Source organism: Streptomyces sp. NPDC058646, from assembly GCF_042716875.1.
Taxonomy (GTDB): Bacteria; Actinomycetota; Actinomycetes; order Streptomycetales; family Streptomycetaceae; genus Streptomyces.
On record NZ_JBHXRK010000014.1, the window covers coordinates 179,288 to 204,404 of the forward strand.

Annotated in this window: 14 protein-coding genes, 1 tRNA gene and 1 rRNA gene; 6 read left to right on the plus strand and 10 right to left on the minus strand. The window is 72.3% G+C overall.

The window, feature by feature from the left end; translation table 11 throughout:
* The first annotated feature begins 61 nt into the window (after nucleotides 1–61).
* The 4 genes from ACFWUZ_RS19205 (at nucleotide 62) to ACFWUZ_RS19220 (ending at nucleotide 7,261) form a co-directional block, all read left to right on the plus strand.
* Nucleotides 62–4,651: an ATP-dependent helicase gene (locus tag ACFWUZ_RS19205; RefSeq protein ID WP_384373753.1), complete on the plus strand. Its 4,590-nt coding sequence runs from the start codon at nucleotides 62–64 to the stop codon at nucleotides 4,649–4,651.
* A 155-nt stretch (nucleotides 4,652–4,806) separates the two neighbouring features.
* Nucleotides 4,807–5,511, plus strand: coding sequence for a hypothetical protein (locus tag ACFWUZ_RS19210; RefSeq protein WP_384373756.1), 705 nt, complete (start codon nucleotides 4,807–4,809; stop codon nucleotides 5,509–5,511).
* Nucleotides 5,512–5,639: 128 nt separating this feature from the next.
* Entirely contained in the window at nucleotides 5,640–6,458 is an 819-nt protein-coding gene (locus ACFWUZ_RS19215; protein WP_384373759.1) for an Fpg/Nei family DNA glycosylase, read from the plus strand.
* 32 nt (nucleotides 6,459–6,490) lie between these two features.
* Nucleotides 6,491–7,261, plus strand: coding sequence for an SDR family NAD(P)-dependent oxidoreductase (locus ACFWUZ_RS19220; RefSeq protein ID WP_384373762.1), 771 nt, complete (start codon nucleotides 6,491–6,493; stop codon nucleotides 7,259–7,261).
* 353 nt (nucleotides 7,262–7,614) lie between these two features.
* On the opposite strand, the gene ACFWUZ_RS19225 is transcribed toward ACFWUZ_RS19220, so the two are convergent.
* From ACFWUZ_RS19225 to ACFWUZ_RS19260, 8 genes are all read right to left on the minus strand, one after another.
* Entirely contained in the window at nucleotides 7,615–7,995 is a 381-nt protein-coding gene (locus ACFWUZ_RS19225) for a helix-turn-helix domain-containing protein (protein WP_069922226.1), read from the minus strand.
* A gap of 109 nt (nucleotides 7,996–8,104) precedes the next feature.
* On the minus strand, nucleotides 8,105–8,638 hold the full coding sequence (locus ACFWUZ_RS19230; protein WP_384373766.1) for a CinA family protein: 534 nt from the start codon (nucleotides 8,636–8,638) through the stop codon (nucleotides 8,105–8,107).
* A gap of 23 nt (nucleotides 8,639–8,661) precedes the next feature.
* A complete protein-coding gene (gene pgsA / locus ACFWUZ_RS19235) occupies nucleotides 8,662–9,318 on the minus strand; it encodes a CDP-diacylglycerol--glycerol-3-phosphate 3-phosphatidyltransferase (protein WP_384373769.1) in 657 nt (218 codons plus the stop codon).
* Nucleotides 9,315–10,811, minus strand: coding sequence for a 30S ribosomal protein S12 methylthiotransferase RimO (gene rimO, locus ACFWUZ_RS19240; protein WP_384373773.1), 1,497 nt, complete (start codon nucleotides 10,809–10,811; stop codon nucleotides 9,315–9,317). The genes pgsA and rimO overlap by 4 nt, the downstream gene beginning before the upstream one ends.
* Nucleotides 10,812–10,948: 137 nt before the next feature.
* Complete coding sequence (locus ACFWUZ_RS19245; RefSeq protein WP_384373776.1) at nucleotides 10,949–11,836, minus strand: RodZ domain-containing protein; 888 nt, start codon at nucleotides 11,834–11,836, stop codon at nucleotides 10,949–10,951.
* A gap of 222 nt (nucleotides 11,837–12,058) precedes the next feature.
* A complete protein-coding gene (locus ACFWUZ_RS19250; RefSeq protein ID WP_384373779.1) occupies nucleotides 12,059–14,863 on the minus strand; it encodes a DNA translocase FtsK in 2,805 nt (934 codons plus the stop codon).
* A gap of 162 nt (nucleotides 14,864–15,025) precedes the next feature.
* Nucleotides 15,026–15,709 (minus strand): two-component system response regulator, encoded by a 684-nt coding sequence (locus ACFWUZ_RS19255; protein ID WP_384373782.1) that lies wholly within the window; start codon nucleotides 15,707–15,709, stop codon nucleotides 15,026–15,028.
* A 274-nt stretch (nucleotides 15,710–15,983) separates the two neighbouring features.
* The gene (locus tag ACFWUZ_RS19260; protein ID WP_384373785.1) at nucleotides 15,984–21,518 is read right to left on the minus strand and encodes a HAMP domain-containing protein; all 5,535 of its coding nucleotides are present in this window, start codon (nucleotides 21,516–21,518) and stop codon (nucleotides 15,984–15,986) included.
* Nucleotides 21,519–21,686: 168 nt separating this feature from the next.
* Between ACFWUZ_RS19260 and ACFWUZ_RS19265 the strand changes: the two genes are divergently transcribed.
* Nucleotides 21,687–24,266: a SpoIIE family protein phosphatase gene (locus tag ACFWUZ_RS19265; protein ID WP_384373788.1), complete on the plus strand. Its 2,580-nt coding sequence runs from the start codon at nucleotides 21,687–21,689 to the stop codon at nucleotides 24,264–24,266.
* 45 nt (nucleotides 24,267–24,311) lie between these two features.
* Nucleotides 24,312–24,821 (plus strand): DinB family protein, encoded by a 510-nt coding sequence (locus ACFWUZ_RS19270; protein WP_384373791.1) that lies wholly within the window; start codon nucleotides 24,312–24,314, stop codon nucleotides 24,819–24,821.
* A 122-nt stretch (nucleotides 24,822–24,943) separates the two neighbouring features.
* Here ACFWUZ_RS19270 and ACFWUZ_RS19275 read toward each other — a convergent pair.
* Both ACFWUZ_RS19275 and rrf read right to left on the minus strand, forming a co-directional pair.
* A tRNA-Thr gene (locus ACFWUZ_RS19275) sits at nucleotides 24,944–25,019 on the minus strand.
* A 5-nt stretch (nucleotides 25,020–25,024) separates the two neighbouring features.
* Nucleotides 25,025–25,117 (minus strand): 5S ribosomal RNA (rrf, locus tag ACFWUZ_RS19280); the annotation flags it as partial.

Below are 25,117 nucleotides of genomic sequence, written 5' to 3' on the forward strand. Positions count from 1 at the left end.
GGCGGGACCGGTGTTCGCCCAGGTCCGGGCCGTTGTCAGCGCCGGGGTGCACGATGGGGGCATGGCCGGCTCCGCGCTCGAATCGTTCTCCCCCGCGACCCGCTCCTGGTTCACGGGGGCCTTCCGTACGCCCACTGCCGCGCAGGAGGGCGCCTGGCGGGCCATCGGGGAGGGCTCGGACGTGCTCGTCGTGGCGCCCACGGGCTCCGGCAAGACCCTCGCCGCCTTCCTCGCCGCTCTCGACGCGCTGGCCTCCGCTCCGCCGCCCGCCGAACCGAAGAAGCGCTGCCGCGTCCTGTACGTGTCCCCGCTGAAGGCCCTCGCGGTGGACGTGGAGCGCAATCTGCGCAGCCCGCTGACCGGGATCCGGCAGGAGTCGGTGCGGCTCGGCCTGCCCGAGCCGGAGATCCGGGTCGGGATCCGCTCCGGGGACACCCCGCCCGCGGAGCGCCGCGCGCTGGCCACCCGCCCGCCGGACATCCTGATCACGACCCCCGAGTCGCTCTTCCTGATGCTGACCTCGGCGGCCCGTGACGCCCTGTCCGGGATCGAGACGGTGATCCTGGACGAGGTGCACGCGGTCGCCGGGACCAAACGCGGCGCGCACCTGGCGCTCTCCCTGGAGCGGCTGGACGAGCTGCTGCCCCGGCCGGCGCGCCGGATCGGCCTGTCGGCGACGGTCCGCCCGGTGGACGAGGTGGCCCGCTATCTCGCACCGCGCGGCAAGGTGGAGGTGGTCCAGCCGCCTTCGGCGAAGGAGTTCGACCTGTCGGTGGTCGTCCCGGTGCAGGACATGGGCGAGTTGGGGGGTTCCCCGGCGAGCGAGGGCAAGGAGGGCGGGGACAGGCCGTCGATCTGGCCGCATGTGGAGGAGCGGATCGCCGACCTGGTGCAGGCCCACCGCTCCACCATCGTCTTCGTCAACTCCCGGCGGCTCGCCGAGCGGCTGTGCAACCGGCTCAACGAGATCGCCTACGAGCGCGCCACGGGCGAGGCACTGCCCGAGGGCACGCCCCCGGCCGAGATCATGGCCCAGTCGGGCGCCGCCCAGGGCGCCCCGCCGCTGCTGGCCCGCGCGCACCACGGTTCGGTGTCCAAGGAGCAGCGGGCGCTGGTGGAGGAGGACCTGAAGGCGGGCCGGCTGCCCGCCGTGGTCGCCACCTCCAGCCTGGAACTGGGCATCGACATGGGCGCGGTGGACCTGGTGGTGCAGGTGGAGTCCCCGCCCTCGGTGGCGTCCGGGCTCCAGCGGGTGGGCCGGGCCGGACACCAGGTGGGCGCGGTCTCCCGGGGCGTGGTCTTCCCCAAGTACCGCGGGGACCTGGTGCAGGCGGCGGTGGTCACCGAGCGGATGCGGACGGGGTCGATCGAGTCCCTTCGGGTCCCCGCGAACCCCTTGGACGTCCTCGCGCAGCAGCTGGTCGCCATGGTGGCGATGGACACCTGGCAGCTGGACGACCTCCTCGCGCTGGTCCGCCGGGCCGCGCCGTTCGCGGCTCTGCCGGAGTCGGCGTTCACGGCGGTCCTGGACATGCTGGCGGGCCGCTACCCCTCGGACGCGTTCGCCGAGCTCAGACCCCGCGTGGTCTGGGACCGCGTCGCCGGTACGGTCACGGGCCGGCCCGGGGCGCAGCGGCTGGCGGTCACCTCGGGCGGGACCATCCCGGACCGGGGGCTCTTCGGCGTCTTCCTGGCGGGCGCGGACCCGAAGAAGGGCGGCGGCCGGGTCGGTGAGCTCGACGAGGAGATGGTGTACGAGTCCCGGGTCGGGGACGTGTTCACCCTCGGGACCACCTCCTGGCGCATCGAGGACATCACCCGCGACCGCGTCCTGGTCACCCCCGCCCCGGGGGTGCCGGGCCGGCTGCCGTTCTGGAAGGGCGACCAGCTGGGCCGCCCGCTCGAACTGGGGCGCGCGGTCGGGGCGTTCTTGCGCGAGCTGGGCGCGCTGAGCGGCGAGGACGCCCGGCTGCGCCTGCTGGCCGCGGGGCTGGACGCCTGGGCCGCGGAGAACGTCCTGGCGTACCTCGCCGAGCAGCGCGAGGCCTGCGGCCACGTGCCGGACGACCGGACGATCGTCGTCGAGCGGTTCCGCGACGAGCTCGGGGACTGGCGGGTCGTGGTCCACTCCCCCTTCGGCGCGCAGGTGCACGCCCCCTGGGCGCTGGCGCTGGGAGCCCGCCTCGCCGAGCGGTACGGGATGGACGCCCAGGTGATGCACGCCGACGACGGCATCGTGCTGCGCCTGCCGGACGCGGACCTGCTGAGCATGGACCTCCTCGACCACGACCCGGCGGCACCCCAGTCCTTCGGGTTCGACGACGAACAGGCCCCGCTGGGCGCGGCCGACGTGGCCTTCGACCACGGCGACGTCCAGCAGATCGTCACGGAACAGGTGGGCGGCTCCGCCCTGTTCGCCTCCCGCTTCCGCGAATGCGCGGCGCGCGCGCTGCTGCTGCCGCGCCGCAGCCCGGGCAAGCGCACCCCGCTGTGGCAGCAGCGCCAGCGCGCGTCCCAACTGCTCCAGGTGGCGTCGGAGTTCGGTTCGTTCCCGATCGTGCTGGAGGCCGTCCGGGAATGCCTCCAGGACGTGTTCGACGTCCCGGGCCTCACCGAGCTGATGGGTGACATCGAGGCGCGCCGCGTCCGTCTGGTCGAGGTCACCACCCCCGAGCCCTCGCCCTTCGCCCGGTCGCTCCTCTTCGGCTACGTCGCCCAGTTCCTCTACGAGGGCGACTCGCCCCTCGCCGAGCGGCGGGCGGCCGCGCTCTCGCTGGACTCCCGGCTGCTGGCCGAGCTGCTCGGCCAGGCGGAGCTGCGCGAACTGCTGGACGCCCAGGTCCTGGAGGAGCTGGAGCAGGAACTGCAGTGGCTCACCGAGGACCGGCGGGCCAAGGACCCAGAGTCGGTGGCCGACCTGCTGCGCCTGCTGGGCCCGCTGACCGAGGCGGAGCTGTCCGTGCGCGGGGCGGACCCGCAGTGGGCGGCGGAGCTCGGCGCGGCTCGCCGGGCGGTCCGGGTCCGGATCGCCGGCGCGGACCACTGGGCGGCGATCGAGGACGCCGGCCGGCTGCGGGACGCGCTGGGCACGGCCCTGCCGGTCGGTGTCCCGGAGGCGTTCACGGAGCCGGTCAAGGATCCGCTGGGCGATCTCCTGGCCCGGTACGCCCGTACGCACGGCCCGTTCACCACCGCTGCGGCCGCCGCCCGGTTCGGCCTGGGCGGGGCGGTCACCGAGGGCGCCCTGCACCGGCTCGCGGCGGCCGGGCGGGTGGTCCAGGGCGAGTTCCATCCGGCCGGGATCGGCCAGGAGTGGTGCGACGCGGCGGTGCTGCGCAGGCTCCGCCGACGCTCCCTGGCCGCGCTCCGGCAGGAGCTGGAGCCGGTCCCGCCGGCCTCGCTGGCCACCTTCCTGCCGCAGTGGCAGCACCTGGGCGGGGCCCTGCGCGGGATCGACGGCCTGGCCCGGGCGGTGGAGCAGCTCCAGGGCGCCCCGGTCCCGGCCTCCGCGCTGGAGCGCCTGGTCCTCCCGTCCCGGGTGAGCGGCTACTCCCCCGGCCTGCTGGACGAGCTGACGACGAGCGGCGAGGTGGTGTGGGCGGGCGCCGGGGCGCTGCCGGGCAAGGACGGCTGGGTCTCGCTGTACCTGGCGGAGGCCGCCCCCCTGCTGCTGCCCCCGCCGCACCCCCTGGAGGCGGGCCCCCTGCACCAGGCGGTCCTGGAGTCCCTGGCGGGGGGGTACGGCCTGTTCTTCCGGCAGATCACCGAGTTCGTCCGGGGCCGCCACCCGGAGGCGAGCGACCTGGACCTGTCCTCGGCCCTGTGGGACCTGGCCTGGTCGGGCCGCCTGACGAACGACACCCTGGCGCCGCTGCGCTCCCTGCTCGGCTCGGGCCGCACCGCGGGGGCGACGGCCCACCGGGCCCGGCGGACCGTCCCCCGCGGCCGGTACGGCACCCTCGATGCGACCGTGTCCCGTACCGGCCCGCCCACGGTCTCGGGCCGCTGGTCGCTGCTGCCGCCCCCGGCCCCGGACCCGACCCACCGCGCCCACGCCCTGGCCCGCACCCTGCTGGACCGGCACGGGGTGGTCACCCGGGGCGCGGTCGCGGCGGAGGGCGTCGAGGGCGGTTTCAGCGCGGTCTACCGGGTCCTGTCGGCCTTCGAGGACAGCGGCCAGGCCCGGCGCGGGTACGTGGTCGAGGGGCTGGGCGCGGCCCAGTTCGCGATGGACGGCGCCGTGGACCGGCTCCGGGCGGCCGAACGGACCCCGCCCCCGCTGGCGGCGGTGGTCCTGGCCGCCGCGGACCCGGCGAACGCGTACGGCGCGGCCCTCGGCTGGCCGGAGCCGCCGGAGGGGGCCACCCACAAGCCGGGCCGCAAGGCGGGCTCGCTGGTGGTCCTGGTGGACGGCGAGCTGACCGTGTACCTGGAGCGGGGCGGGAAGACCCTCCTCGCCTGGCCCGCGCCGGAGGACGCCCGCCTCGGCGCGGCCCTCGCGGCCCTGGCGGCCGCCTCCAGGGCGGGCACCCTGCCCGCCCTGACCGTGGAGCGGATCAACACCACCGCGGCCCTGACCTCGCCGCTGGGCCCGGCCCTGGAGGCAGCCGGCTTCCACGCCACCCCGAGGGGCCTGCGGCTGCGCACCTGAGGACCCGGTCCCGTCCCGACTGTTCCGCCCGTGTTCTGACCATGTCACGAAACGGCTGCCGGACGCCTCTGAGCTGGCACGCGTCCTTACCCCTGCCTTATCAAGGTGATCACAGGCATCGCACCGGCGGTGCCCCACCATGGGGGACGACAAGAGTGAGCACCATCAGCATGCGCAGGACCACCCTCGGCGCGGTCGGCCTGGCGGTCGCCGGAAGCCTGGCCCTCACCGGCTGCAAGAACGGCAACGAGGAGCTCCCCGTGGAGCAGCCGAGCGCCTCGGCCGGCCAGCCCTCCGGTTCGGCCCAGCCCTCGGGATCGGCCGGGCCCGGCACCTCGGCGGACCCGAGCTCCCCGGCCGCCACCGGCGGGGTCCCCGCCCCGGGGACGGGGGGCACGGCCAAGTCGGGCCAGGTGTTCAAGATCGGCGAGACCGCGCGGGTCCCGTTCACGTACGGCACCGACAAGGCCGGCCAGATCGACCTCACGGTCACCGCGATCGAGCAGGGCGACCCCGCCGACCTGGACGCGCTCAAGCTCGGCGACAAGGTCAAGGGGATGATCCCCTACTACATCCGCTACTCGGCCACGAACACCGGAACGACGGACCTGTCGTACTCCTCCGTGGGCCACATCAGGGGCCTGCTCACGGACGGCAGCGAGGCCCAGGGCGTAGCGGTCATCGGCAAGTTCGAGAAGTGCCCGAACGAGTCCCTGCCGAAGGGGTTCACCAACGGCCGGACCCAGACCAGCTGCGCCCTGGCGCTGGCCCCGTCCGCCCAGACGAAGGTCACCGCGGCCCAGTACTGGGGCGAGCCGTACAACATCGCGGGCAAGAACAAGGAACTCGTCTGGAAGTAGGAACGCCGGAAGCGGGGGCGGCCGCAGGGAAGGCCCCGGCCTTCCCTGCGGCCGCCCCCTGCCCCTACCTGCCTCTCTCCCGCGGGGGGTTCGGGCCGTCCGCGCCGTCCCGGCGCGACAATGGGCCCATGCCCGAAGGAGACAGCGTCCACCGCGCGGCGGCCCGCCTCCACGCCGCCCTCGCCGGCAGGCCGCTGACCCGCAGCGACCTGCGCGTCCCGCGCTTCGCCACGGCCGACCTCACCGGCCGGACCACCCTGGAGGTCGTCCCCCGCGGCAAGCACCTCCTCGCCCGTTTCGAGGGCGGCCTCACCCTCCACAGCCACCTCCGCATGGACGGCGCCTGGCGCGTCTTCCCCGCGGGCGCGCCCTGGCACGGCGGCCCCGCCTACGAGATCCGGGCGGTCCTCGGCACCGCGGAGCACACGGCCGTCGGCTACCGCCTCCCCGTGCTGGAGCTGCTCCGCACCGCCGACGAGGACCGGGCGGTCGGCCACCTCGGGCCCGACCTCCTCGGCCCGGACTGGGATCCCGACCTCGCGGCGGCCAACCTCCGCGCCGCTCCCGAGCGGCCCCTCGGCGAGGCCCTGCTCGACCAGCGCAACCTCGCCGGGATCGGCAACATCTACAAGTCCGAGCTGTGCTTCCTCGCCCAGGTCACTCCCTGGACCCCGGTCGGCACGCTCCCTGACGCCACACTGCCGCGCCTGGCCGCCGCCGCGCAGCGCCTGCTGGCCGCGAACACCGGCGTGCCGGGACGCTTCGGAGGCCACCGCAACACCACCGGGAGCCGCCGCCCCGGCCAGGACCTCTTCGTCTACGGCCGCACGCACCGCCCCTGCCTGCGCTGCGGCACCCCGGTCCGCGAGGCCCCGCAGGACGGCCGCCCCACGTACTGGTGCCCCCGCTGCCAGCCGGGCCCCACCGGCCCCGCCCCCACTGGTTGACGGTCCGTCAGATCCACCCGTACCGTCCCGGCATGCCCACATCCACAGCCCCGTACGACCTCACCGGCCGGACCGCCCTGATCACCGGCGCCGCCAGCGGCATCGGCCGCGCCACCGCCCTGCTCCTCGCCGGGGCGGGCGCGGCCGTGCACTGCGCCGACCGCGACGAGAGGGGCCTCGCCGAAACCGCCGCGCTCGTCGCCGAGGCGGGCGGCTGCGCCACCGTCCACCCCCTCGACGTCACCGACCGCGGCGCGCTGCGGGCAGCCGTCACCGCCGCGGGTCCCCTCGACATCGCCGCCGCCGTCGCCGGGGTCATGCACACCAGCAGCGTGCTGGAGACGGCCGACGAAGACCTCGACCGGGTCCTGGACATCAATTTCAAGGGCGTCCTGCGCACCTGCCAGGAGGCCGCCCGGTCCATGATCGCCGCGGGGCGGCCCGGCTCGATCGTCACCATGGCTTCGGGCGCCGTGGACGCCGCCCAGGCGGGCCTGCTCTGCTACAGCGCCGCCAAGGCCGCCGTGGTGCAGCTCACCAAGACCCTCGCCACCGAGACCGGACCGCACGGCATCCGGGTCAACGCCGTCGCGCCCGGCTGGATCCGTACGCCGATGACCGGCCGCCACGGCGCCGAGGTCCAGCAGCGGACCGAGGCGGCGATGGTCCGCATGTCCCCCCTGGGCCGGGTCGGCGAGCCCGAGGACATCGCCCGCGCCGTGCTCTACCTCGCCTCGGACGCCTCGTCCTTCATGACGGGTCAGATCCTTCGCCCGAACGGCGGAGTGTCGATGCCCTGGTAGCCCCGGCGTCCGCTCTGCGGGCCCTGCGCGCAGGGCCCGGCACGGAGTGCACCGGCAGCACGCCCAGGCCCCATCCGCCGACGGCGACCGCCCCCTCCACCGCCCCCGAGTCGGCCGGCGCGAGGACCAGCCTCAGCACGGCCCACCACCACAGCACCCCCACCGTCGCAGCGAGGGCCCACGCCCCAGGTATACGCCGTAACCGCCGCACGGCTGCCTCCCAGGGGCCGGGACCCGACCCGCCCATCCTCCCGCACCGCCCCCGGCCCCGCACCCAGAACAGCACGGAGCCCCGGCCGGTGCGGACCGCACCGGCCGGGGCTCCGGCCACACTCACACGCTCACGTGCTCACTCACGCGGCTACGACATTCACCGCTTCCGCGGGCGCCTTGATGGTCACCCGCTCCGGTCCGGCCGTGACCGAAGCCATGGAGACCGAATTGAGCATCGGGCGGACCGGTACGCTGACCGGTTCGCTTGCCGCGGCCGACTGTGCCAGCTCGGCCAGCGACAGTTCGTCGCTGACTTCGCGCATCAGCTCGGACATCCGTACGTCCAGCGCGTCGCAGATCGCGGAGAGCAGCTCGGAGGATGCCTCCTTCTGCCCCCGCTCCACCTCGGAGAGATAGCCGAGCGAGACTCGGGCCGACGAGGAGACTTCGCGCAGAGTACGGCCCTGGCGCTGGCGCTGCCGACGCAGCACGTCACCCAGCAGGCGACGGAGCAGAATCATCGGTGGCTCCCTCCTCTGACCGTGTAGCCGCATCCTTCACGCCCCACCGTACCGCCTCGCGCCGCGGCCGTGCGGGGAGCGATGTCGTGTTCACTCAGGGCTGCAAACATCAAATCCCCCCGTGTTGTTCCGTATCCTGCCTCCGCGCATTCTCGCGCAGTTGGCTAGAGAGAAGTTCGAGCACCGTCCGTGCACTCTCCTTACGAATTTCCGCACGGGAGCCGTTCAACCACAGCCGGGCCGTTTTCCTGACCTCCGGACCCGCCACGGCGACGTACACGGTGCCCACCGGCTGCCCGTCCTGCGGGTCCGGTCCGGCCACCCCCGTGATCGCTATCCCCCACGAGGCCCCCAGCACGCGCCGCACCCCGGCCGCCATCTCCTCGGCGACCCGGCCGTTCACGGCGCCCTCGGCCGCCAGCAGGGCGGCGTCCACCCCGAGGACCTGGTGCTTGAGCTCCGTCGCGTAGGCCGTGACCGAGCCGCGGAAGGACCGGGAGGCTCCGGGAACCGCCGTGATCTCGGCGGCGACCATGCCTCCGGTCAGCGATTCGGCGACGGCGAGGGTCTGGTCACTCTCCGCGAGCAGGCGCAGGACCTCGCCCGCGGCCCGTGCGGCCCCCTCCGCCGCGTCCCCGGCCACCGGCGCGTTCCCCGCCCCGTCCGTCACTGTCCGGTCCGCTCCGCGGCGAGACCCGCCCGGCGCAGGACGACGGCCTGGCGGATGTAGTCCAAACCGGTGACGACGGTCAGCACGACGGCGACCGCCATCACCCAGAAGCGCAAGGTCGCGAGCGGACCGGTCAGGGCGAGCACGTACATGCCCACCGCGGTGCCCTGGGCCAGGGTCTTCAGCTTGCCGCCGCGGCTGGCCGGAATCACTCCGTAGCGGATCACCCAGAAGCGCAGCAGCGTGATGCCGAGCTCCCGGCCGAGGATCACCCCGGTCACCCACCACGGAAGGTCGCCGAGCCAGGAGAGGCAGATCAGCGCCGACCCCATGATCGCTTTGTCGGCGATCGGGTCGGCGATCTTGCCGAAGTCCGTGACCAGGTTGTACGTCCGGGCCAGGTGCCCGTCGAAGATGTCCGTGATCATGGCGACGGCGAACGCCGCCCACGCCCAGGCCCGCCAGGCCGGGTCGTAGCCGCCCTCGGCGAGCAGCAGGAACACGAATCCCGGCACCAGGACGAGCCGGATCATCGTCAGGATGTTCGCGATATTCCACAGGCTGGCCTGATTGACCGCCGCGGCCCCCAGCTTCGCGCCGGGTACGGGCCGGCGGCCGGTCCCGCCCGCCGCAGATGCCGGGACTCCGGTCATCCGGCCGCCTCCTCGAGTTCCGGGCCCAGGGGCTCGGCCACCAGGTCCACACCGAGGGTGCCGACCACCTTGGCCGTGACGATACGCCCCGGGACCAGGCCCGTGCCGTCCGTGAAGACGACCTGGCCGTCGGTCTCGGGCGCCTGGTGCGCGGCGCGTCCGTAGGCACCCTCGCCCTCGTCGGCCTCGTCCAGCGGGACGACGGTCTCGACGAGTACCTCCAGGGTCTCTCCGATCCGCTCCTCGGCGCGCTGCGAGGTCAGCTCCTCGGCGAGACGCTGCATGTGCGCGAGGCGCTCGGCGATGGTCTCCTCGTCGAGCTTGCCGTCGTAGGTGACGGCTTCGGTGCCGTCCTCGTCGGAGTAGCCGAAGACACCGATGGCGTCGAGCCGCGCGTGGGTGAGGAAACGCTCCAGCTCGGCGAAGTCGGACTCCTTCTCGCCGGGGAAGCCGACGATGAAGTTGGACCGTACGCCGGCCAGCGGGGCCTTGGAGCGGATGGTGTCCAGCAGCTCCAGGAACCGGTCGGTGTCACCGAAGCGGCGCATGGAACGCAGCACGTCGGGGGCCGAGTGCTGGAAGGACAGGTCGAAGTACGGCACGACCTTGGGGGTCGAGGTGAGGACGTCGATCAGGCCGGGCCGCATCTCGGCGGGCTGGAGGTAGCTGACGCGGACCCGCTCGATGCCGTCCACCGCCGCCAGCTCGGGCAGCAGCGTCTCCAGCAGCCGGATGTCGCCGAGGTCCTTGCCGTACGAGGTGTTGTTCTCGGAGACCAGCATGATCTCCTTGACGCCCTGCTCGGCGAGCCAGCGGGTCTCCCCGAGCACGTCGCTGGGGCGGCGGGAGACGAAGGAGCCGCGGAAGGACGGGATGGCGCAGAAGGAGCAGCGCCGGTCGCAGCCGGAGGCCAGCTTGACCGAGGCGACGGGGCTCTTGTCCAGGCGGCGGCGCAGCGGCGCGCGCGGCCCGGAGGCGGGCGCGAGCCCCTCCGGCAGGTCGGCGGGGGCCTCGGCGACCGGCTCCTGGGCGTGGCCCGGGAGCGCCACCGCGGCGCCCTGGCGGTCCGCCGGGCTGATCGGCAGCAGCTTGCGCCGGTCGCGCGGGGTGTGCGAGGCGTGGATGCCGCCGTTGAGGATGGTCTGGAGGCGGTCGGAGATGTCGGCGTAGTCGTCGAAGCCGAGCACGCCGTCCGCCTCGGGGAGCGCTTCGGCGAGCTCCTTGCCGTAGCGCTCGGCCATACAGCCGACGGCGACGACGGCCTGGGTCTTGCCGTGATCCTTGAGATCGTTGGCTTCCAGCAGGGCGTCTACGGAGTCCTTCTTGGCGGCTTCGACGAAGCCGCAGGTGTTGACGACGGCTACGTCCGCTTCGGCGGCGTCCTCGACGAGCTCCCAGCCATCCGCCGCCAAGCGGCCTGCGAGCTCCTCCGAGTCCACCTCGTTACGGGCGCAGCCAAGAGTGACAAGGGCGACGGTACGGCGTTCGGGCATGGACTCAAGACTACTTCGTCCCGGCGCGGGCCCCCGCCGCCCGTCCCCCCACGACGAGATCCCCGGGTGCTGTGCGGCGGCCGCCGCACAGCACCCGGGGATCCGGATTCAAGCCTTCCGCCCTAGGGCGGCCCCGCTCAGCCCGCCTGGGGCTCTCCCGGGAGGGGATCTTCCTTGGTGTAGGTGAGACGTTCCACCTGACCGGGCTGGAAATCGTCCTTGATCTCCTTGCCGTTCACGAACAGCTTCACGGCGCCGGCGTCCCCGAGCACGAGGTCGACGGACTCCTTGTCCGTGAAGGTCTTGGACTCGCCCTGGTTGAGGGTGCCGTCGAAGAGCAGCCGCCCGTTGTGGTCCTTCGCCGAGATCCAGCTCTCACCGGTGTCCGCCGTCAGGACGACCGTGACGAGGTCCTTGGGCGCGGCGGCGATGGCACTGTCCGAAGGCTCCGGCTTGGGGGCCTGCGGGATCGGGGCGGCCGGCTGCGCGCCGGACTGCTTGGGCGCCGGCTTCGGGGAGGCGGAACCTTCCGCCACCGGGCGCCGGCTCTGGTCGTCGCCGCCGCTGAAGGCGGTGAAGCCCACGAAACCGATCACGGCGACGATGGCGGCGACCATCGCGGCGGTCCAGTTGGGCCGCTGCCTCTCGGGGCGGATCCGCTCGGCTTCGAACATCGGCGCGGCGGGGGTGGGTGCCGGCCGGCCGCCGTGGGCCGCGTCGTAGGCGTCGACCAGGGGTGCCGGATCGATGTGTACGGCGCGGGCGAGCGTACGGATGTGACCGCGGGCGTAGACGTCGCCGCCGCACCGCGTGAAGTCGTCCTCTTCGATCGCGTGCACGATCGGGATGCGCACGCGGGTGGTGGAACTGACCTCGTCGACAGTCAGCCCGGCGGCGATCCGGGCCTTCTTGAGGGCCGTCCCGATGGACGGTCCTTCGACAGGACGTTCGACGAGGCGGTCCTCGGACCGGTCGTCGGTCGAAGGCCGCTCTTCTTCGGGGGAGTTGGCGTTGCCGATGGACACGAGGGCGCCTTTCGAGCGTGTAGCCACCTGCTGGATGTCCAGTCTAGGGGGGTGACGAAAGGGTGGAGCAACCGGAGGGTGCACTTCCTACGCCATCCGAATGGCGAGGGACGTCCCCGGTCGGTGCGGCGGCCCGGCACCGGGTGCCGGACCGCCATCTCCCTCAACTGGACGCGGGCCCAACGGAAACGGTTGCTCGCCCCATCTCGTGAAAGGACAGCCCTACGGGTGGGTCTCTCCCCGGATGACGGCGAGGACCCCGTCCAGCTCATCGGCCTTCAGCAGCACGTCGCGCGCCTTCGAACCCTCGCTCGGGCCGACGATCCCCCGCGACTCCATCAGGTCCATGAGCCGGCCCGCCTTCGCGAAGCCCACCCGGAGCTTGCGCTGGAGCATCGAGGTCGAGCCGAACTGGGTGGTGACCACCAGCTCCGCCGCCTGGCACAGCAGGTCCAGGTCGTCGCCGATGTCCTCGTCGATCTCCTTCTTCTGCTTCTGCCCGACGGTGACGTCCTCCCGGAAGACGGGCGCCATCTGGTCCTTGCAGTGCTGGACGATCCCGGAGATCTCCTCCTCCGTGACGAAGGCGCCCTGCAGCCGGACCGGTTTGTTCGCTCCCATCGGCAGGAACAGCCCGTCGCCCTTGCCGATCAGCTTCTCGGCGCCCGGCTGGTCGAGGATGACGCGGCTGTCGGCGAGCGAGGAGGTGGCGAAGGCGAGCCGCGAGGGCACGTTCGCCTTGATCAGGCCGGTGACCACGTCCACCGACGGCCGCTGGGTCGCGAGCACGAGGTGGATGCCGGCCGCGCGGGCAAGCTGGGTGATCCGCACGATCGAGTCCTCGACGTCGCGCGGGGCCACCATCATCAGGTCGGCCAGCTCGTCGACGATCACCAGCAGGTACGGGTACGGGCTGAGCTCGCGCTCACTGCCCGGCGGCAGTTTGATCTTGCCGTCCCGGATGGCCTGGTTGAAGTCGTCGATGTGCCGGTAGCCGAAGGCCGCGAGGTCGTCGTAGCGCAGGTCCATCTCGCGGACGACCCACTGGAGCGCCTCGGCGGCCCGCTTCGGGTTGGTGATGATCGGCGTGATCAGGTGCGGGATGCCCTCGTACGCCGTCAGCTCGACCCGCTTGGGGTCCACCAGCACCATCCGGACGTCCTCGGGGGTGGCCCGGACCATGACCGAGGTGATCAGGCAGTTGATGCACGAGGACTTGCCGGAGCCGGTGGCCCCGGCGACCAGCACGTGCGGCATCTTCGCCAGGTTGGCCATGACGTAGCCGCCCTCGACGTCCTTGCCGAGCGCGACCAGCATCGGGTGGTCGTCCTCGGCCGCGTCGGCGAGGCGCAGCACGTCGCCCAGGTTGACCATCTCGCGGTCGGTGTTCGGGATCTCGATGCCGACCGCCGACTTGCCCGGGATCGGGCTGATGATCCGGACGTCCGGCGAAGCCACCGCGTAGGCGATGTTCTTCGCCAGCGCCGTGATCCGCTCGACCTTCACCGCCGGGCCCAGCTCCACCTCGTACCGCGTGACCGTCGGGCCCCGGGTGAAGCCGGTGACCTTCGCGTCGACCTTGAACTCCGTGAACACGTTGGTCAGCGAGGCGACCACCGCGTCGTTGGCGGCACTGCGGGTCTTCCCGGGCCCGCCGCGCTCCAGCAGGTCGAGGGAGGGCAGCGAGTACGTGATGTCCCCGCGCAGCTGCAACTGCTCGGCGCGCGGCGGCAGGGCCTGCGTCCGCGGCGGGGTCTTGGTCAGGTCCGGCACCGACAGGGTCCCGGAGGCCGCGGCGGTGGTGGCGCTCGGCTGCCCGGCCCGGGCGGCCGGCGAACCGGCGTCCTCCTGTGCTCCGGGCGCTCCCGGCGCGGCGGACGGCACGGGGCGCTCCTCCCGGGCCGGCGGCACCGGGGCGGTGGGTTCCGCGCCCTCACCCGGGGCGGCGATGCCGTGGGTGAGGTCCGCGACCAGCGGCGAGGGCGGCAGCCCCCCGTACACCGCGCCGTCCAGCGCGGCGGCCGCGGCCGCCGCCACGTCGACGGCGTCCATCTCGCGGTCCATGGCCGGGCGGGCCCGGGTCCTGCGCGGCCGGCGGCGGGCGAGCGCGGCCACCTCGGCGGCGTCCGCCGGATCGCCGGAGCCGGCGCCGGTCCGGGCCCGCCACCGCTCCGCGTCGTGCCGGTCGGCGGCGCCCGCGGCCCCCTCGGCGTCCCCGTAGCCCTCGTCGTACTCGTTGGGGGCGATGACCCCGAGCCGGATGCCGAGCCTCCGCAGCCGCTGCGGGACCGCGTTGACCGGGGTCGCGGTGACCACGAGCAGTCCGAAGACCGTCAGCAGCACCAGCATGGGCACCGCCAGCGGCGCCCCCATGGTGAAGATCAGCGGCTTCGAGGCGCTCCAGCCGATCAGCCCGCCCGCGTCCTGCATCGCGGTGGTGCCCTCGTCGCGGCCGGGCGCCCCGCAGGCGATGTGGACCAGGCCCAGGATCCCGATGACGAGCGCGGAGAGCCCGATGCCGATCCGGCCGTTGGCGTCGGTCTCCTCGGGGTGGCGGATGAAACGTGCCGCCATGACCCCCAGCAGGACCGGCACGAGCAGATCCAGTCGCCCGAAGGCACCGGTGACCAGCATCGTGACCAGGTCCCCGACCGGACCGCTCAGGTTCGACCAGGTTCCGGCGGCGACGATCAGCGCGAGGGCGAGCAGCAGCAGCGCGACCCCGTCCTTGCGGTGGGCGGGGTCGAGGTTCTTCGCTCCCCGGCCGACGCCGCGCAGGATCGCGCCGACCGCATGGGCGCAGCCCAGCCAGAGGGCGCGCACCAGCCGCACCACACCCCCGGTCGGGGAGGGGGCGGGCCTGACCGCCGCCTTCTTCGCCGGGCCGCGCTTGGCGGCCGCGGCCTTCTTTGCGGGTGGCTTGCGCGCGGGAGCCGCCTTCTTCGCCGGCGCCGTCGTACGGCCGGTGCGGCCCTTCGCGGTGCCCGCGGTGCTCTGGGAACCCTTGCCGGACGTACTTGAGGCCATGGGCCCGAGGTTACCGGTGCGCGTGCCGGTGGACACGCGTGCCCACCCCTTCACCCGTTCGTGTCGTCCGCTCCACAGGTGCTGTGACGCACCGCCAGACCTGACGCGCTCCCAGGCGGCGGCCGCCCCGGCCCGTTTCGCGGGCGGGGCGGGCGGTACCGCTCAGCCCTGGGCGGGCAGCATGGCCGCGCCCCCGCCGGTCCCCGGCTCCAGCGCGTCGAGCGCCCGCCGCAGTCCGGTGAGCTTGCGCTCCAGATGGGCGGCGGTGGCCACCACCCCGGTGTCGGCCGACTCCTCGCCGAGCTGCTTGGTCAGCGCCTCGGCCTGCTCCTCGACCGCCGCGAGCCGCGCGGAGAGCTCGGCCAGCAGCCCGGCCGTCTCCTTGCTCGCGTCCGCGCCGTTCGGACTGTCGCCGTCCAGCTGGAGGCGCAGCAGGGCCGCCTGCTCCCGCAGTTGGCAGTTCTTGGTGTAGAGCTCCACGAACACCGAGACCTTGGCCCGCAGTACCCACGGGTCGAAGGGCTTGGAGATGTAGTCGACCGCACCCGCCGCGTAACCGCGGAACGTGTGGTGCGGACCGTGGTTGATCGCAGTGAGGAAGATGATCGGGATGTCCCGGGTCCGTTCCCGCCGCTTGATGTGCGCGGCCGTCTCGAATCCGTCCATTCCCGGCATCTGCACATCCAGCAGGATGACCGCGAAATCGTCCGTCAGCAGCGCCTTGAGCGCTTCCTCTCCTGACGACGCCCGGACCAGTGTCTGATCGAGCGCGGAGAGGATGGCCTCCAGCGCCAGCAGATTCTCCGGCCGGTCGTCGACCAGGAGGATCTTGGCCTTCTGCACCATGACCTGTCCTCCTCGCCCCGGCATGGGGCCTCCCCGGCTCCTGGCTCCGGCGCGTGCGCCGGGCCCCGCCCCAGAGGACGGCATCCTTGCGCCGTCCGTCCTTGTGCCGGTCATCGTAGCCCCAGTCCCGAGATCGCCACACCCTGTCACCAGGATGTCACTGTGCACGAAGCAGAAACGTCGTGGGAGAGCAGAAGGTTCCCCGTTCTCCGCCCTCCCACACCGCCGCGGCCACAGTGAGTCATCAATTGGTATCAGAACGCTCCCGCGGCGGTCACTTCCCTCGCATCCACTGCTCCATCACCGACAGCAGGTAGTCCGGGTCGACCGGCTTGGTGACGTAGTCGGAAGCACCGGAATCGATGGCCTTCTCCCGGTCCCCCTTCATCGCCTTCGCCGTCAGCGCGATGATCGGCAGGCCCGCGAACTGCGGCATCCGCCGGATCGCCGAGGTCGTCGCGTACCCGTCCATCTCGGGCATCATGATGTCCATCAGCACGACCGTGACGTCGTCGTGCTGCTCCAGCACCTCGATGCCCTCGCGCCCGTTCTCCGCGTACAGCACGGCCAGCCCGTGCTGCTCCAGCACGCTGGTCAGCGCGAAGACGTTGCGCACGTCGTCGTCCACGATGAGCACCTTCTCGCCGTGGAAGTCGTACGTCCGCGGCACCACCGGAAGCTCCCCCTCCGGGTTGCTCCAGTCGTCCTCGGGCCCCTGCAGACCGGGCTGCCCCGGCACCGCCGTACGCGGCTCCAGATCGCTCAGGGGCTTGCGGCGCCGCCGGAACAGCGCCGCGCCGCCCTGCCCCTGCCCGGCCGGCTCCGGGGCAGGCAGCGCGGCCCGCGCCGGCTGGGCCTGAGCCGGCCCCGCCGGGACGGGCGCCGCCGGGGGCGCCGGCAGCGCGGGCCGGGGCTGCTCGGCGGACCGGTTGCGGTACAGCTCGCCGCGGGCCCCGCCGGGCGTCGGCGGCGCGTACCCCTGCGGCGGCAGCTCGCTCGGGTGCAGCGGCAGGTACAGCGTGAAGGTGGACCCGCGGCCGGGCTCGCTGGCCGCGTGCACCTCCCCGCCCAGCAGCCGGGCGATCTCCCGGCTGATGGACAGGCCCAGGCCCGTACCCCCGTACTTGCGGCTCGTCGTACCGTCCGCCTGCTTGAACGCCTCGAAGATCACCAGCATCTTGCTCGCCGCGATCCCGATCCCGGTGTCGGTCACCGAGAAGGCGATCAGGTCCGCGTCCGGCTCCCGCAGCGAACCCGCCTCCAGCAGCTGCTCCCGGATCGCCTGCGGCACATCGGACCCGGCGGGCCGGATCACCAGCTCCACCGCCCCGGTGTCGGTGAACTTCACCGCGTTCGACAGCAGGTTGCGCAGCACCTGGAGCAGCCGCTGCTCGTCGGTGTGCAGGGTGGCGGGCAGTTCGGGCGAGACCCGCACCGAGAAGTCCAGGCCCTTCTCCGCCGTCAGCGGCCGGAAGGTGGCCTCCACGTAGTCGACGAGCTGGACCAGCGCGATCCGGGTCGGCGAGACGTCCATCTTGCCTGCCTCGACCTTGGACAGGTCCAGGATGTCGTTGATCAGCTGCAGCAGGTCCGAGCCCGCCCCGTGGATGGTCTCGGCGAACTCCACCTGCTTCGGCGAGAGGTTCCCGTCCGCGTTGTCGGCGAGCAGCTTGGCCAGGATGAGCAGCGAGTTGAGCGGGGTCCGCAGTTCGTGCGACATGTTCGCCAGGAACTCGGACTTGTAGCGCATCGACACCGCCAGCTGCTCGGCGCGCTCCTCCAGGACCTGCCGGGCCTCCTCGATCTCGGTGTTCTTCACCTCGATGTCCCGGTTCTGCTGGGCCAGCAGCTCGGCCTTCTCCTCCAGTTCGGCATTGGCTGCCTGCAGGGCCTTCTGCCGGTTCTCCAGTTCGTCGGAACGCTCGCGCAGCTGCTCGGTCATCTCCTGCGACTGCTTGAGCAGCATCTCCGTCTTGGAGTTGACGCTGATGGTGTTGACGCTCGTACCGATCATCTCGGCGATCTGGCTGAGGAAGTCCTTCTGGATCTGCGTGAAGGGCGTGAAGGAGGCCAGCTCGATGACCCCGAGCACCTTCCCCTCGAAGAGCACCGGCAGCACGATCACGTGGGCCGGGGGCGCCTCCCCGAGCCCCGAGGAGATCTTCAGGTAGCCGGGCGGGGTGTTCTCGACCAGGATGGTCCGCTTCTCCTCCGCGACCGTCCCGATCAGCCCCTCCCCCGGCCGGAAGGCGATGGGCATCTGACCGCCGGCGTACGCGTAACTCCCGCGCATCCGCAGCTCGTACGAACCGTCCGCGCCCCCCTCCGTCCCGATCTCGGTGGTACCCCCGGCCGGCAGCGCCAGGAAGAACGCGCCGTGCTGCGCCGAGACCACCGGCGTGAGCTCGCTCATGATCAGCGAAGCCACGTCGTCCAGCTCCCGGCGGCCCTGCATCAGGGCCGAGATCCGTGCGAGGTTGCCCTTGAGCCAGTCCTGCTCCTTGTTGGCCAGGGTGGTGTCGCGCAGGTTGACGATCATCGTGTTGATGTTGTCCTGGAGGACCTGGATCTCGCCCGCCGCGTCCACGTCGACCTTCAGGCTCAGGTCCCCGCGGGTCACCGCGGTCGCCACGGCCGCGATCGCGCGCACCTGCCGGGTCAGGTTCCCGGCCATCTCGTTCACGGACTCCGTCAGGTCCCGCCAGGTGCCGTCGACGTCCCGCACCCGGGCCTGACCGCCCAGGATGCCCTCGGTACCCACCTCGCGGGCCACCCGCGTCACCTGGTCGGCGAAGGACGACAGCTGGTCCACCATCGTGTTGATGGTGGTCTTGAGCTCCAGGATCTCACCGCGCGCATCGATGTCGATCTTCTTGGTCATGTCGCCCTTGGCGATGGCCGTCGTGACCATGGCGATCTGCCGCACCTGCCCGGTGAGGTTGGAGGCCATGAAGTTCACCGAGTCGGTGAGGTCCTTCCACGTCCCGGAGACGCCCGGAACGTGCGCCTGACCGCCCAGGCGGCCCTCCGTACCCACCTCGCGGGCCACGCGCGTGACCTCGTCCGCGAAGGACGACAGGGTGTTCACCATCGTGTTCACGGTGTCGGCGAGCTGAGCGACCTCACCGCGCGCCTCGACCGTGACCTTCTTCGTCAGGTCGCCGTTGGCGACCGCCGCCGAGACCTGCGCGATCCCGCGCACCTGGGCCGTCAGGTTCCCGGCCATGGTGTTGACGTTGTCGCTCAGGTCCTTCCAGATGCCGGTCACCCCGCGCACCCGGGCCTGGCCGCCCAGGATGCCCTCGGTACCCACCTCGCGGGCCACCCGGGTCACCTGCTCCGCGAAGGAGGACAGCTGGTCGACCATGGTGTTGACCGTGGTCACCAGCTCCAGGATCTCGCCCTTGGCGTCGACCGTGATCTTCTTGGAGAGGTCGCCCATGGCGACGGCCGTGGTCACCTCGGCGATGTTGCGCACCTGCGAGGTCAGGTTGTTCGCCATGAAGTTGACGGACTGGGTCAGGTCCTTCCAGGTGCCGGAGACACCCTTCACCTCGGCCTGACCGCCGAGGATGCCCTCGGTACCCACCTCACGGGCCACCCGGGTCACCTGCTCCGCGAAGTTCGAGAGCTGGTCGACCATCGTGTTGAGGGTGTTCTTCAGCTCCAGGATCTCGCCCCGGGCGTCCACGTCGATCTTCTGCGACAGGTCACCGCGCGCCACCGCCGTCGCGACCTGCGCGATGTTGCGGACCTGCGAGGTCAGGTTCCCGGCCATGCCGTTCACCGAATCCGTCAGGTCCCGCCATACGCCGGCCACCCCGGGCACCTGCGCCTGGCCGCCGAGGCGGCCCTCCGTACCCACGTCCCGGGCCACCCGGGTCACCTGCTCCGCGAAGGCCGAGAGCTGGTCGACCATCGTGTTGATGGTGTTCTTCAGCTCCAGGATCTCGCCCCGGGCGTCCACATCGATCTTCTGCGACAGGTCGCCCCGCGCCACCGCCGTCGTCACCTGGGCGATCTGGCGGACCTGCGAGGTCAGGTTCCCGGCCATGAAGTTGACGGAGTCGGTGAGCTCCTTCCAGGTCCCCGACACCCCCTCCACCCGCGCCTGGCCGCCGAGGCGGCCCTCCGTACCCACGTCCCGGGCCATCCGCGTCACCTGGTCGGCGAACGAGGACAGCTGGTCGACCATCGTGTTCACGGTGTTCTTCAGCTGGAGCATCTCGCCCGAGACGTCCACGGTGACCTTCTGCGACAGGTCACCGTTGGCCACCGCCGTCGTCACCTGCGCGATGTTGCGGACCTGCCCGGTGAGGTTGCGGAAGGCGGTGTTCACCGAGTCGGTGAGGTCCTTCCACGTGCCGGCGGCCCCGGGCACCTGGGCCTGACCGCCCAGCTCACCCTCCACGCCGACCTCACGGGCCACACGCGTCACTTCCGCACCGAACGACTGGAGCTGGTCGACCATCGTGTTGACGGTGTTCTTCAGCTCCAGCATCTCGCCGGCCACATCCACCGTGACCTTCTGCGACAGGTCACCGTTGGCCACGGCGGTCGTCACCTGCGCGATGTCCCGCACCTGCGTGGTGAGGTTGCGGAAGACCGTGTTCACCGAGTCCGTGAGGTCCTTCCACGTCCCCGCCGCACCCGGCACCTGCGCCTGCCCGCCCAGCAGGCCCTTCGCGCCGACCTCGCTGGCCACGCGCGTGACCTCGTCCGCGAAGGTCCGCAGCGTCTCGGTCATCTGATTGATCGTTTCGGCCAGCTGCGCCACCTCGCCGCGCGCGCTCACCCTGACCTTCTGCGACAGGTCGCCGTTCGCGACCGCCGTCGTGACCTGCGCGATCCCGCGCACCTGGGCCGTCAGGTTCCCGGCCATGGTGTTGACCGAGTCCGTCAGGTCCTTCCACACGCCCGCGACCCCGGGCACCTTCGCCTGACCGCCCAGCTCGCCCTCCGTACCCACCTCGCGGGCGACGCGGGTCACCTCGGAGGAGAAGGACGACAGCTGGTCCACCATCGTGTTCACGGTGTTCTTCAGCTGGAGCATCTCACCGGCCACGTGCACCGTGACCTTGCGCGACAGATCGCCCTTCGCCACCGCCGTCGTCACGAGAGCGATATCACGCACCTGAGCGGTGAGCCGGTACGCCATGGTGTTGACGGAGTCGGTCAGATCCTTCCAGGAACCCGACATCCCGCGCACCTGGGCCTGGCCGCCGAGCTTGCCCTCGGTACCCACCTCCAGCGCCACGCGCGTCACCTCGTCGGTGAACGCGGACAGCTGGTCGACCAGGTTGTTGACCGTACGCCCGACCTTCAGGAACTCCCCGCGCAGCGGATGCCCGGCCCCGTCGGCCGTCTGCGTCCGCAGGTCCATCCGCTGGTCCAGATCGCCCTCGGCGACCGCCGACAGCACCCGGCCGACCTCCGACACCGGCCGGGCCAGATCGTCCACCAACTGGTTCGAGGCGTCGATCGCGGCCGCCCACGAGCCCTCACAGGCACCTGTTTCCAGCCGTTCGCTCAGCTTGCCCTCACGGCCCACCGTCCGCCGGACCCGGGACAGCTCCCCCGTGAGATGGAGATTACGGTCGGCGACCTCGTTGTAGACGGCGGCGATCTCCGCCATCACGCCTTCGCCGGACACCGTCAACCGCTTGCGGAAGTTCCCGTCCCGCATCGACACCAGGGCCGTGAGCAGCCTGTTCAGAGCGGCGGTGTCGACCTCCGTCGTCCCGTTCCGCCGGGACCGCCCGCCCTTCGGCCGCGTTCCCGTACGCCGCACCGCTGCGCCAGACTCCACCGTGTCCCTCCCGAAAGGGTCGACCGCTGTTCCACCGGACACCTGACTCCTGTCGAGCCGGCTCTCCAAGCTTGCCCAGTGTTTCACCCTGGCCGAACCCGGCCATAACACTTCGGCACCATCGCACACCGGCCGTACCCTGCGGGTGGAATCCCCGACGACGGCACCATGCCGACCGCGAAGGTAAGTAACCTGGCACCCGATGTCCAACCGCGTCGAAGGAGACTCGTGATCACGGCACGGGCGGCTGCCACGTTCGATCCCCTCGGGCGCTCGGTCGCCGCCGCTCGCGCATTCGTCCGCGACACCCTGCAGGGCTGGGGCTTCGCGGACATCGTCGACGACGCGGTGGTCCTCACCAGCGAGCTCGTCACCAATGCCGTGGTCCACGCCGGCACCCGGGCCGAGGTCCTGTGCCTGCGCGCCGAGGACGGCGTACGGGTCGAGGTCGCGGACCGGTATCCGGAGCGCGAGCTACCCCTCCAGCACCCCGGCGAGCGCCCGTACGCCGACCCCGACCGCGAGAACGGCCGCGGGCTGATGCTCTGCGCCGCCCTCGCCACCCGCTGGGGCGTCGAGTACACCGCCACCCACAAACACGTGTGGTTCCGCCTCGACCTCCCAGACCGGCCGGTCGGTACCCGCTCCTCCGGCCCCCTCGTCCCCGACCGCCTGCTCCCCCTCGCCGACAGCCGGGTCCGCGTCGCCGTCCTCCAGATCGACGCCTCCGACGCCGTCTCCGCCTGGAACGAGGACGCCGAGCACATCTTCGGCCACCCCGCCGAGAAGGCCGTCGGCCGCCCGCTCGCCGAGCTGGCCGCCTGGCCGCAGACCCCCGGCACCGGCACCGGCATCGCGGAGGCCCTGCGCCTGTCTCGCTGGGAGGGCAGCTACGGCATCCGCGGCGCCGACGGCCGCGTCATCCCCGTCTACGCCTCCCACCTGCGGGTCCGCGACGCGCACGGCGAACCGTCCATCGTCTGCCTCCTCGTCCACGACGACGAGCGCGCCCTGCTGCAGACCCCCGCACGGGTCCCCGCAGACAGCACCCACCACCCCGAGTCCCGCCCGGACCCCTTCGAGGTCTTCATCGGCTCCCCCGCCCCCGATGACCTCGACGGCCTCCTCCAGCGCACCGTCGAACGTGCCCGCGACCTCCTCGACGCCGACTCGGCCTTCCTGCTCCTGGCCACCGACGACGAGACGGAGCTGGAGGTCCGCGCCACGACCGGCCTGCCCTCCACCCGCCAGCGCTTCGCGCGCGTCCCCGTGGAAGCGGGCACCAACCGGTACGGGTCCGCCCGGATGCCCGCCGTCCACGACGACCTCGCCGCCGTCCCCGGAGCCGTCCCGCTGCTGGAGGCGACCGGCATGCGCTCGGCGGTCACCGTCCCGCTCAAGGTCGAAGGCCGGCTCACGGGCTCCCTCGGCGTCGCCGCCGAGGTCCCCGGCCGCTACTCGAACGAGGAGGCCCTGCGCCTCCAGTTCGCCGCGGACCGCATCGCCCTGGCCGTGGAGTCCGCCCGGCTCGGCGAGCTGGAACGCCTGCGCCGCGGCTCGCTCTCCTTCCTCGTCGAGGCCTCCGATCTGCTGGCCGGCACCCTCGACCGGGACCAGACCCTGGCCCTGATGGCCCAGATGACGGTCCCGACCCTCGCCACCTGGTGCGCCGTCTACACGATCGCCGACCCGACCTCGGACCCGTACCTCTCCTACGTCCTCCACGAGGACGAGGAGCGCATCGACGGTCTCAAGGCGCTCCTGTCCCGGGTCAGTCCGCCCGACCCGGTCCGCGAGGCCGGCGCCCGCCCCTGGTCCGAGGCCGCCCTCGCGGTCGGAGGCGAGACCGTCGTGCTGCCCCTCCTCGCCCGCAACCGGGTGATCGGCCTGCTCACCTTGGGCAGGCCCAGCGAGGAGCACTTCCGCCAGGAGATCCTCGAACTCGCCGAGGACCTCTCCCGGCGGGCCGCCCTCGCCCTGGACAACGCCCGGCTGTACTCCGAGCGCACCGCCATCAGCCGCTCCCTGCAGCGCAGCCTGCTGCCGCCCGGCTCGCCCGCCATCCCCGGCATGGAGGTCGAGGTCATCTACCGCGCCGCCGGCGAGGGCAACGAGGTCGGCGGCGACTTCTACGACGTCTTCCCCATCCGCGACGGCGTGTACGGCTTCGCCATCGGCGACGTCTGCGGCACGGGCCCCGAGGCGGCCGCGGTCACCGGCCTCGCCCGGCACGCCCTGCGCCTGCTGGCCCGCGAGGGCCTGGGCGGCCCGGCCGTCCTGGAGCGGCTCAACGCCGCCATCCTCGACGAGGGTGCCCGCAGCCGCTTCCTCACCCTCCTCTACGGCGAACTCCACCCGCAGCCGGACGGCAGCGCCCTGATGAAGGTCGTCTGCGCCGGCCATCCGCTCCCGCTGCGCCTGCGCCCGAGCGGCGAGGTCGTCCCGGCCGCGGACCCGCAGCCCCTGCTGGGCGTGATGGAGGACCTCGAGCTCTACGAGCAGACCCTCACGCTCGACGAGGGCGACGTCCTGCTCTGCGTCACCGACGGCGTGACCGAGCGCCGTGAGGGCACCCGCATGCTCGGCGACGACGGCCTCGCCGAGGTCCTCACCACCTGTACGGGTCTCACCGCGGGCGCGGTCGCTTCCCGCGTCCTGCGCGCGGTGGAACGGTTCGCGGCGGAACCCGCCTCGGACGACATGGCGATCCTCGCCTTCCGCGTGCCGCATCAGCGCGAAGGCGACTGAAAACCAGGTGCGGACCGGGCGGGCCCGCACCTAGAGTCTGCCGCCATGCCCTTCTCGCGCACCCGCCCCGATTACACGGCGGACGAACGCACCCAACTCCTCGGCTGGCTCGACATGCAGCGCTCCATCGTCCAGTGGAAGTGCGAGGGCCTCTCCGAGGAGGACGCGCACCGCCCCGTACTGCCCTCGTCACCCCTGATGACCGCGGCCGGTCTGATATCCCACCTCCGGTGGACCGAACAGTGCTGGTTCGAAGTCGTCTTCCTGGACCGTCCGGCCACCGGCCCCCAGTTCGTGGGCCTGGACGACGAGGACTTCATGGTCGACGGCCGCCCGCTGGCGCAGCTCCTGGAGGAGTACGACCGCCAGTGCACCCTGTCGAACGAGATCATCGCGGCGCACACACTGGACGACACCGGCCGCAACACCGAGTTCAAGGCGGGTGCCGCCTCGTTGCGCTGGATGCTGCACCACATGATCGAGGAGACGGCCCGCCACGCCGGCCACCTGGACGCGATCCGTGAGCTGCTCGACGGCGAGACCAGCTACTACTGACGCACGTGCTCGGGGCGGGGCGGCACTGGCGCGCCGCCCCGCCCCGAGCACGTCACGGGCGTACTTCCAAAAAGATGCTCAACGCGAAAAGGCCCCCGCCATGAGGCGGGGGCCTTTTCGTTTGGAGCCCTTTAACGGAATCGAACCGTTGACCTTCTCCTTACCATGGAGACGCTCTACCGACTGAGCTAAAAGGGCGGGTTGTTCGGCGGCGTCCTACTCTCCCACAGGGTCCCCCCTGCAGTACCATCGGCGCTGAAAGGCTTAGCTTCCGGGTTCGGAATGTAACCGGGCGT

Excerpts from the sequence above, each read along its gene's own strand:
- ACFWUZ_RS19250 (WP_384373779.1), bottom strand. The coding sequence starts at position 14,863 with ATGGCCTCAAGTACGTCCGGCAAGGGTTCCCAGAGCACCGCGGGCACC.
- ACFWUZ_RS19225 (WP_069922226.1), bottom strand. The coding sequence starts at position 7,995 with ATGATTCTGCTCCGTCGCCTGCTGGGTGACGTGCTGCGTCGGCAGCGC.
- ACFWUZ_RS19255 (WP_384373782.1), bottom strand. The coding sequence starts at position 15,709 with ATGGTGCAGAAGGCCAAGATCCTCCTGGTCGACGACCGGCCGGAGAAT.
- ACFWUZ_RS19205 (WP_384373753.1), top strand. The coding sequence starts at position 62 with ATGGCCGGCTCCGCGCTCGAATCGTTCTCCCCCGCGACCCGCTCCTGG.
- pgsA (WP_384373769.1), bottom strand. The coding sequence starts at position 9,318 with ATGACCGGAGTCCCGGCATCTGCGGCGGGCGGGACCGGCCGCCGGCCC.
- ACFWUZ_RS19220 (WP_384373762.1), top strand. The coding sequence starts at position 6,491 with ATGCCCACATCCACAGCCCCGTACGACCTCACCGGCCGGACCGCCCTG.
- rimO (WP_384373773.1), bottom strand. The coding sequence starts at position 10,811 with ATGCCCGAACGCCGTACCGTCGCCCTTGTCACTCTTGGCTGCGCCCGT.
- ACFWUZ_RS19265 (WP_384373788.1), top strand. The coding sequence starts at position 21,687 with ATGCCGACCGCGAAGGTAAGTAACCTGGCACCCGATGTCCAACCGCGT.
- ACFWUZ_RS19270 (WP_384373791.1), top strand. The coding sequence starts at position 24,312 with ATGCCCTTCTCGCGCACCCGCCCCGATTACACGGCGGACGAACGCACC.
- ACFWUZ_RS19215 (WP_384373759.1), top strand. The coding sequence starts at position 5,640 with ATGCCCGAAGGAGACAGCGTCCACCGCGCGGCGGCCCGCCTCCACGCC.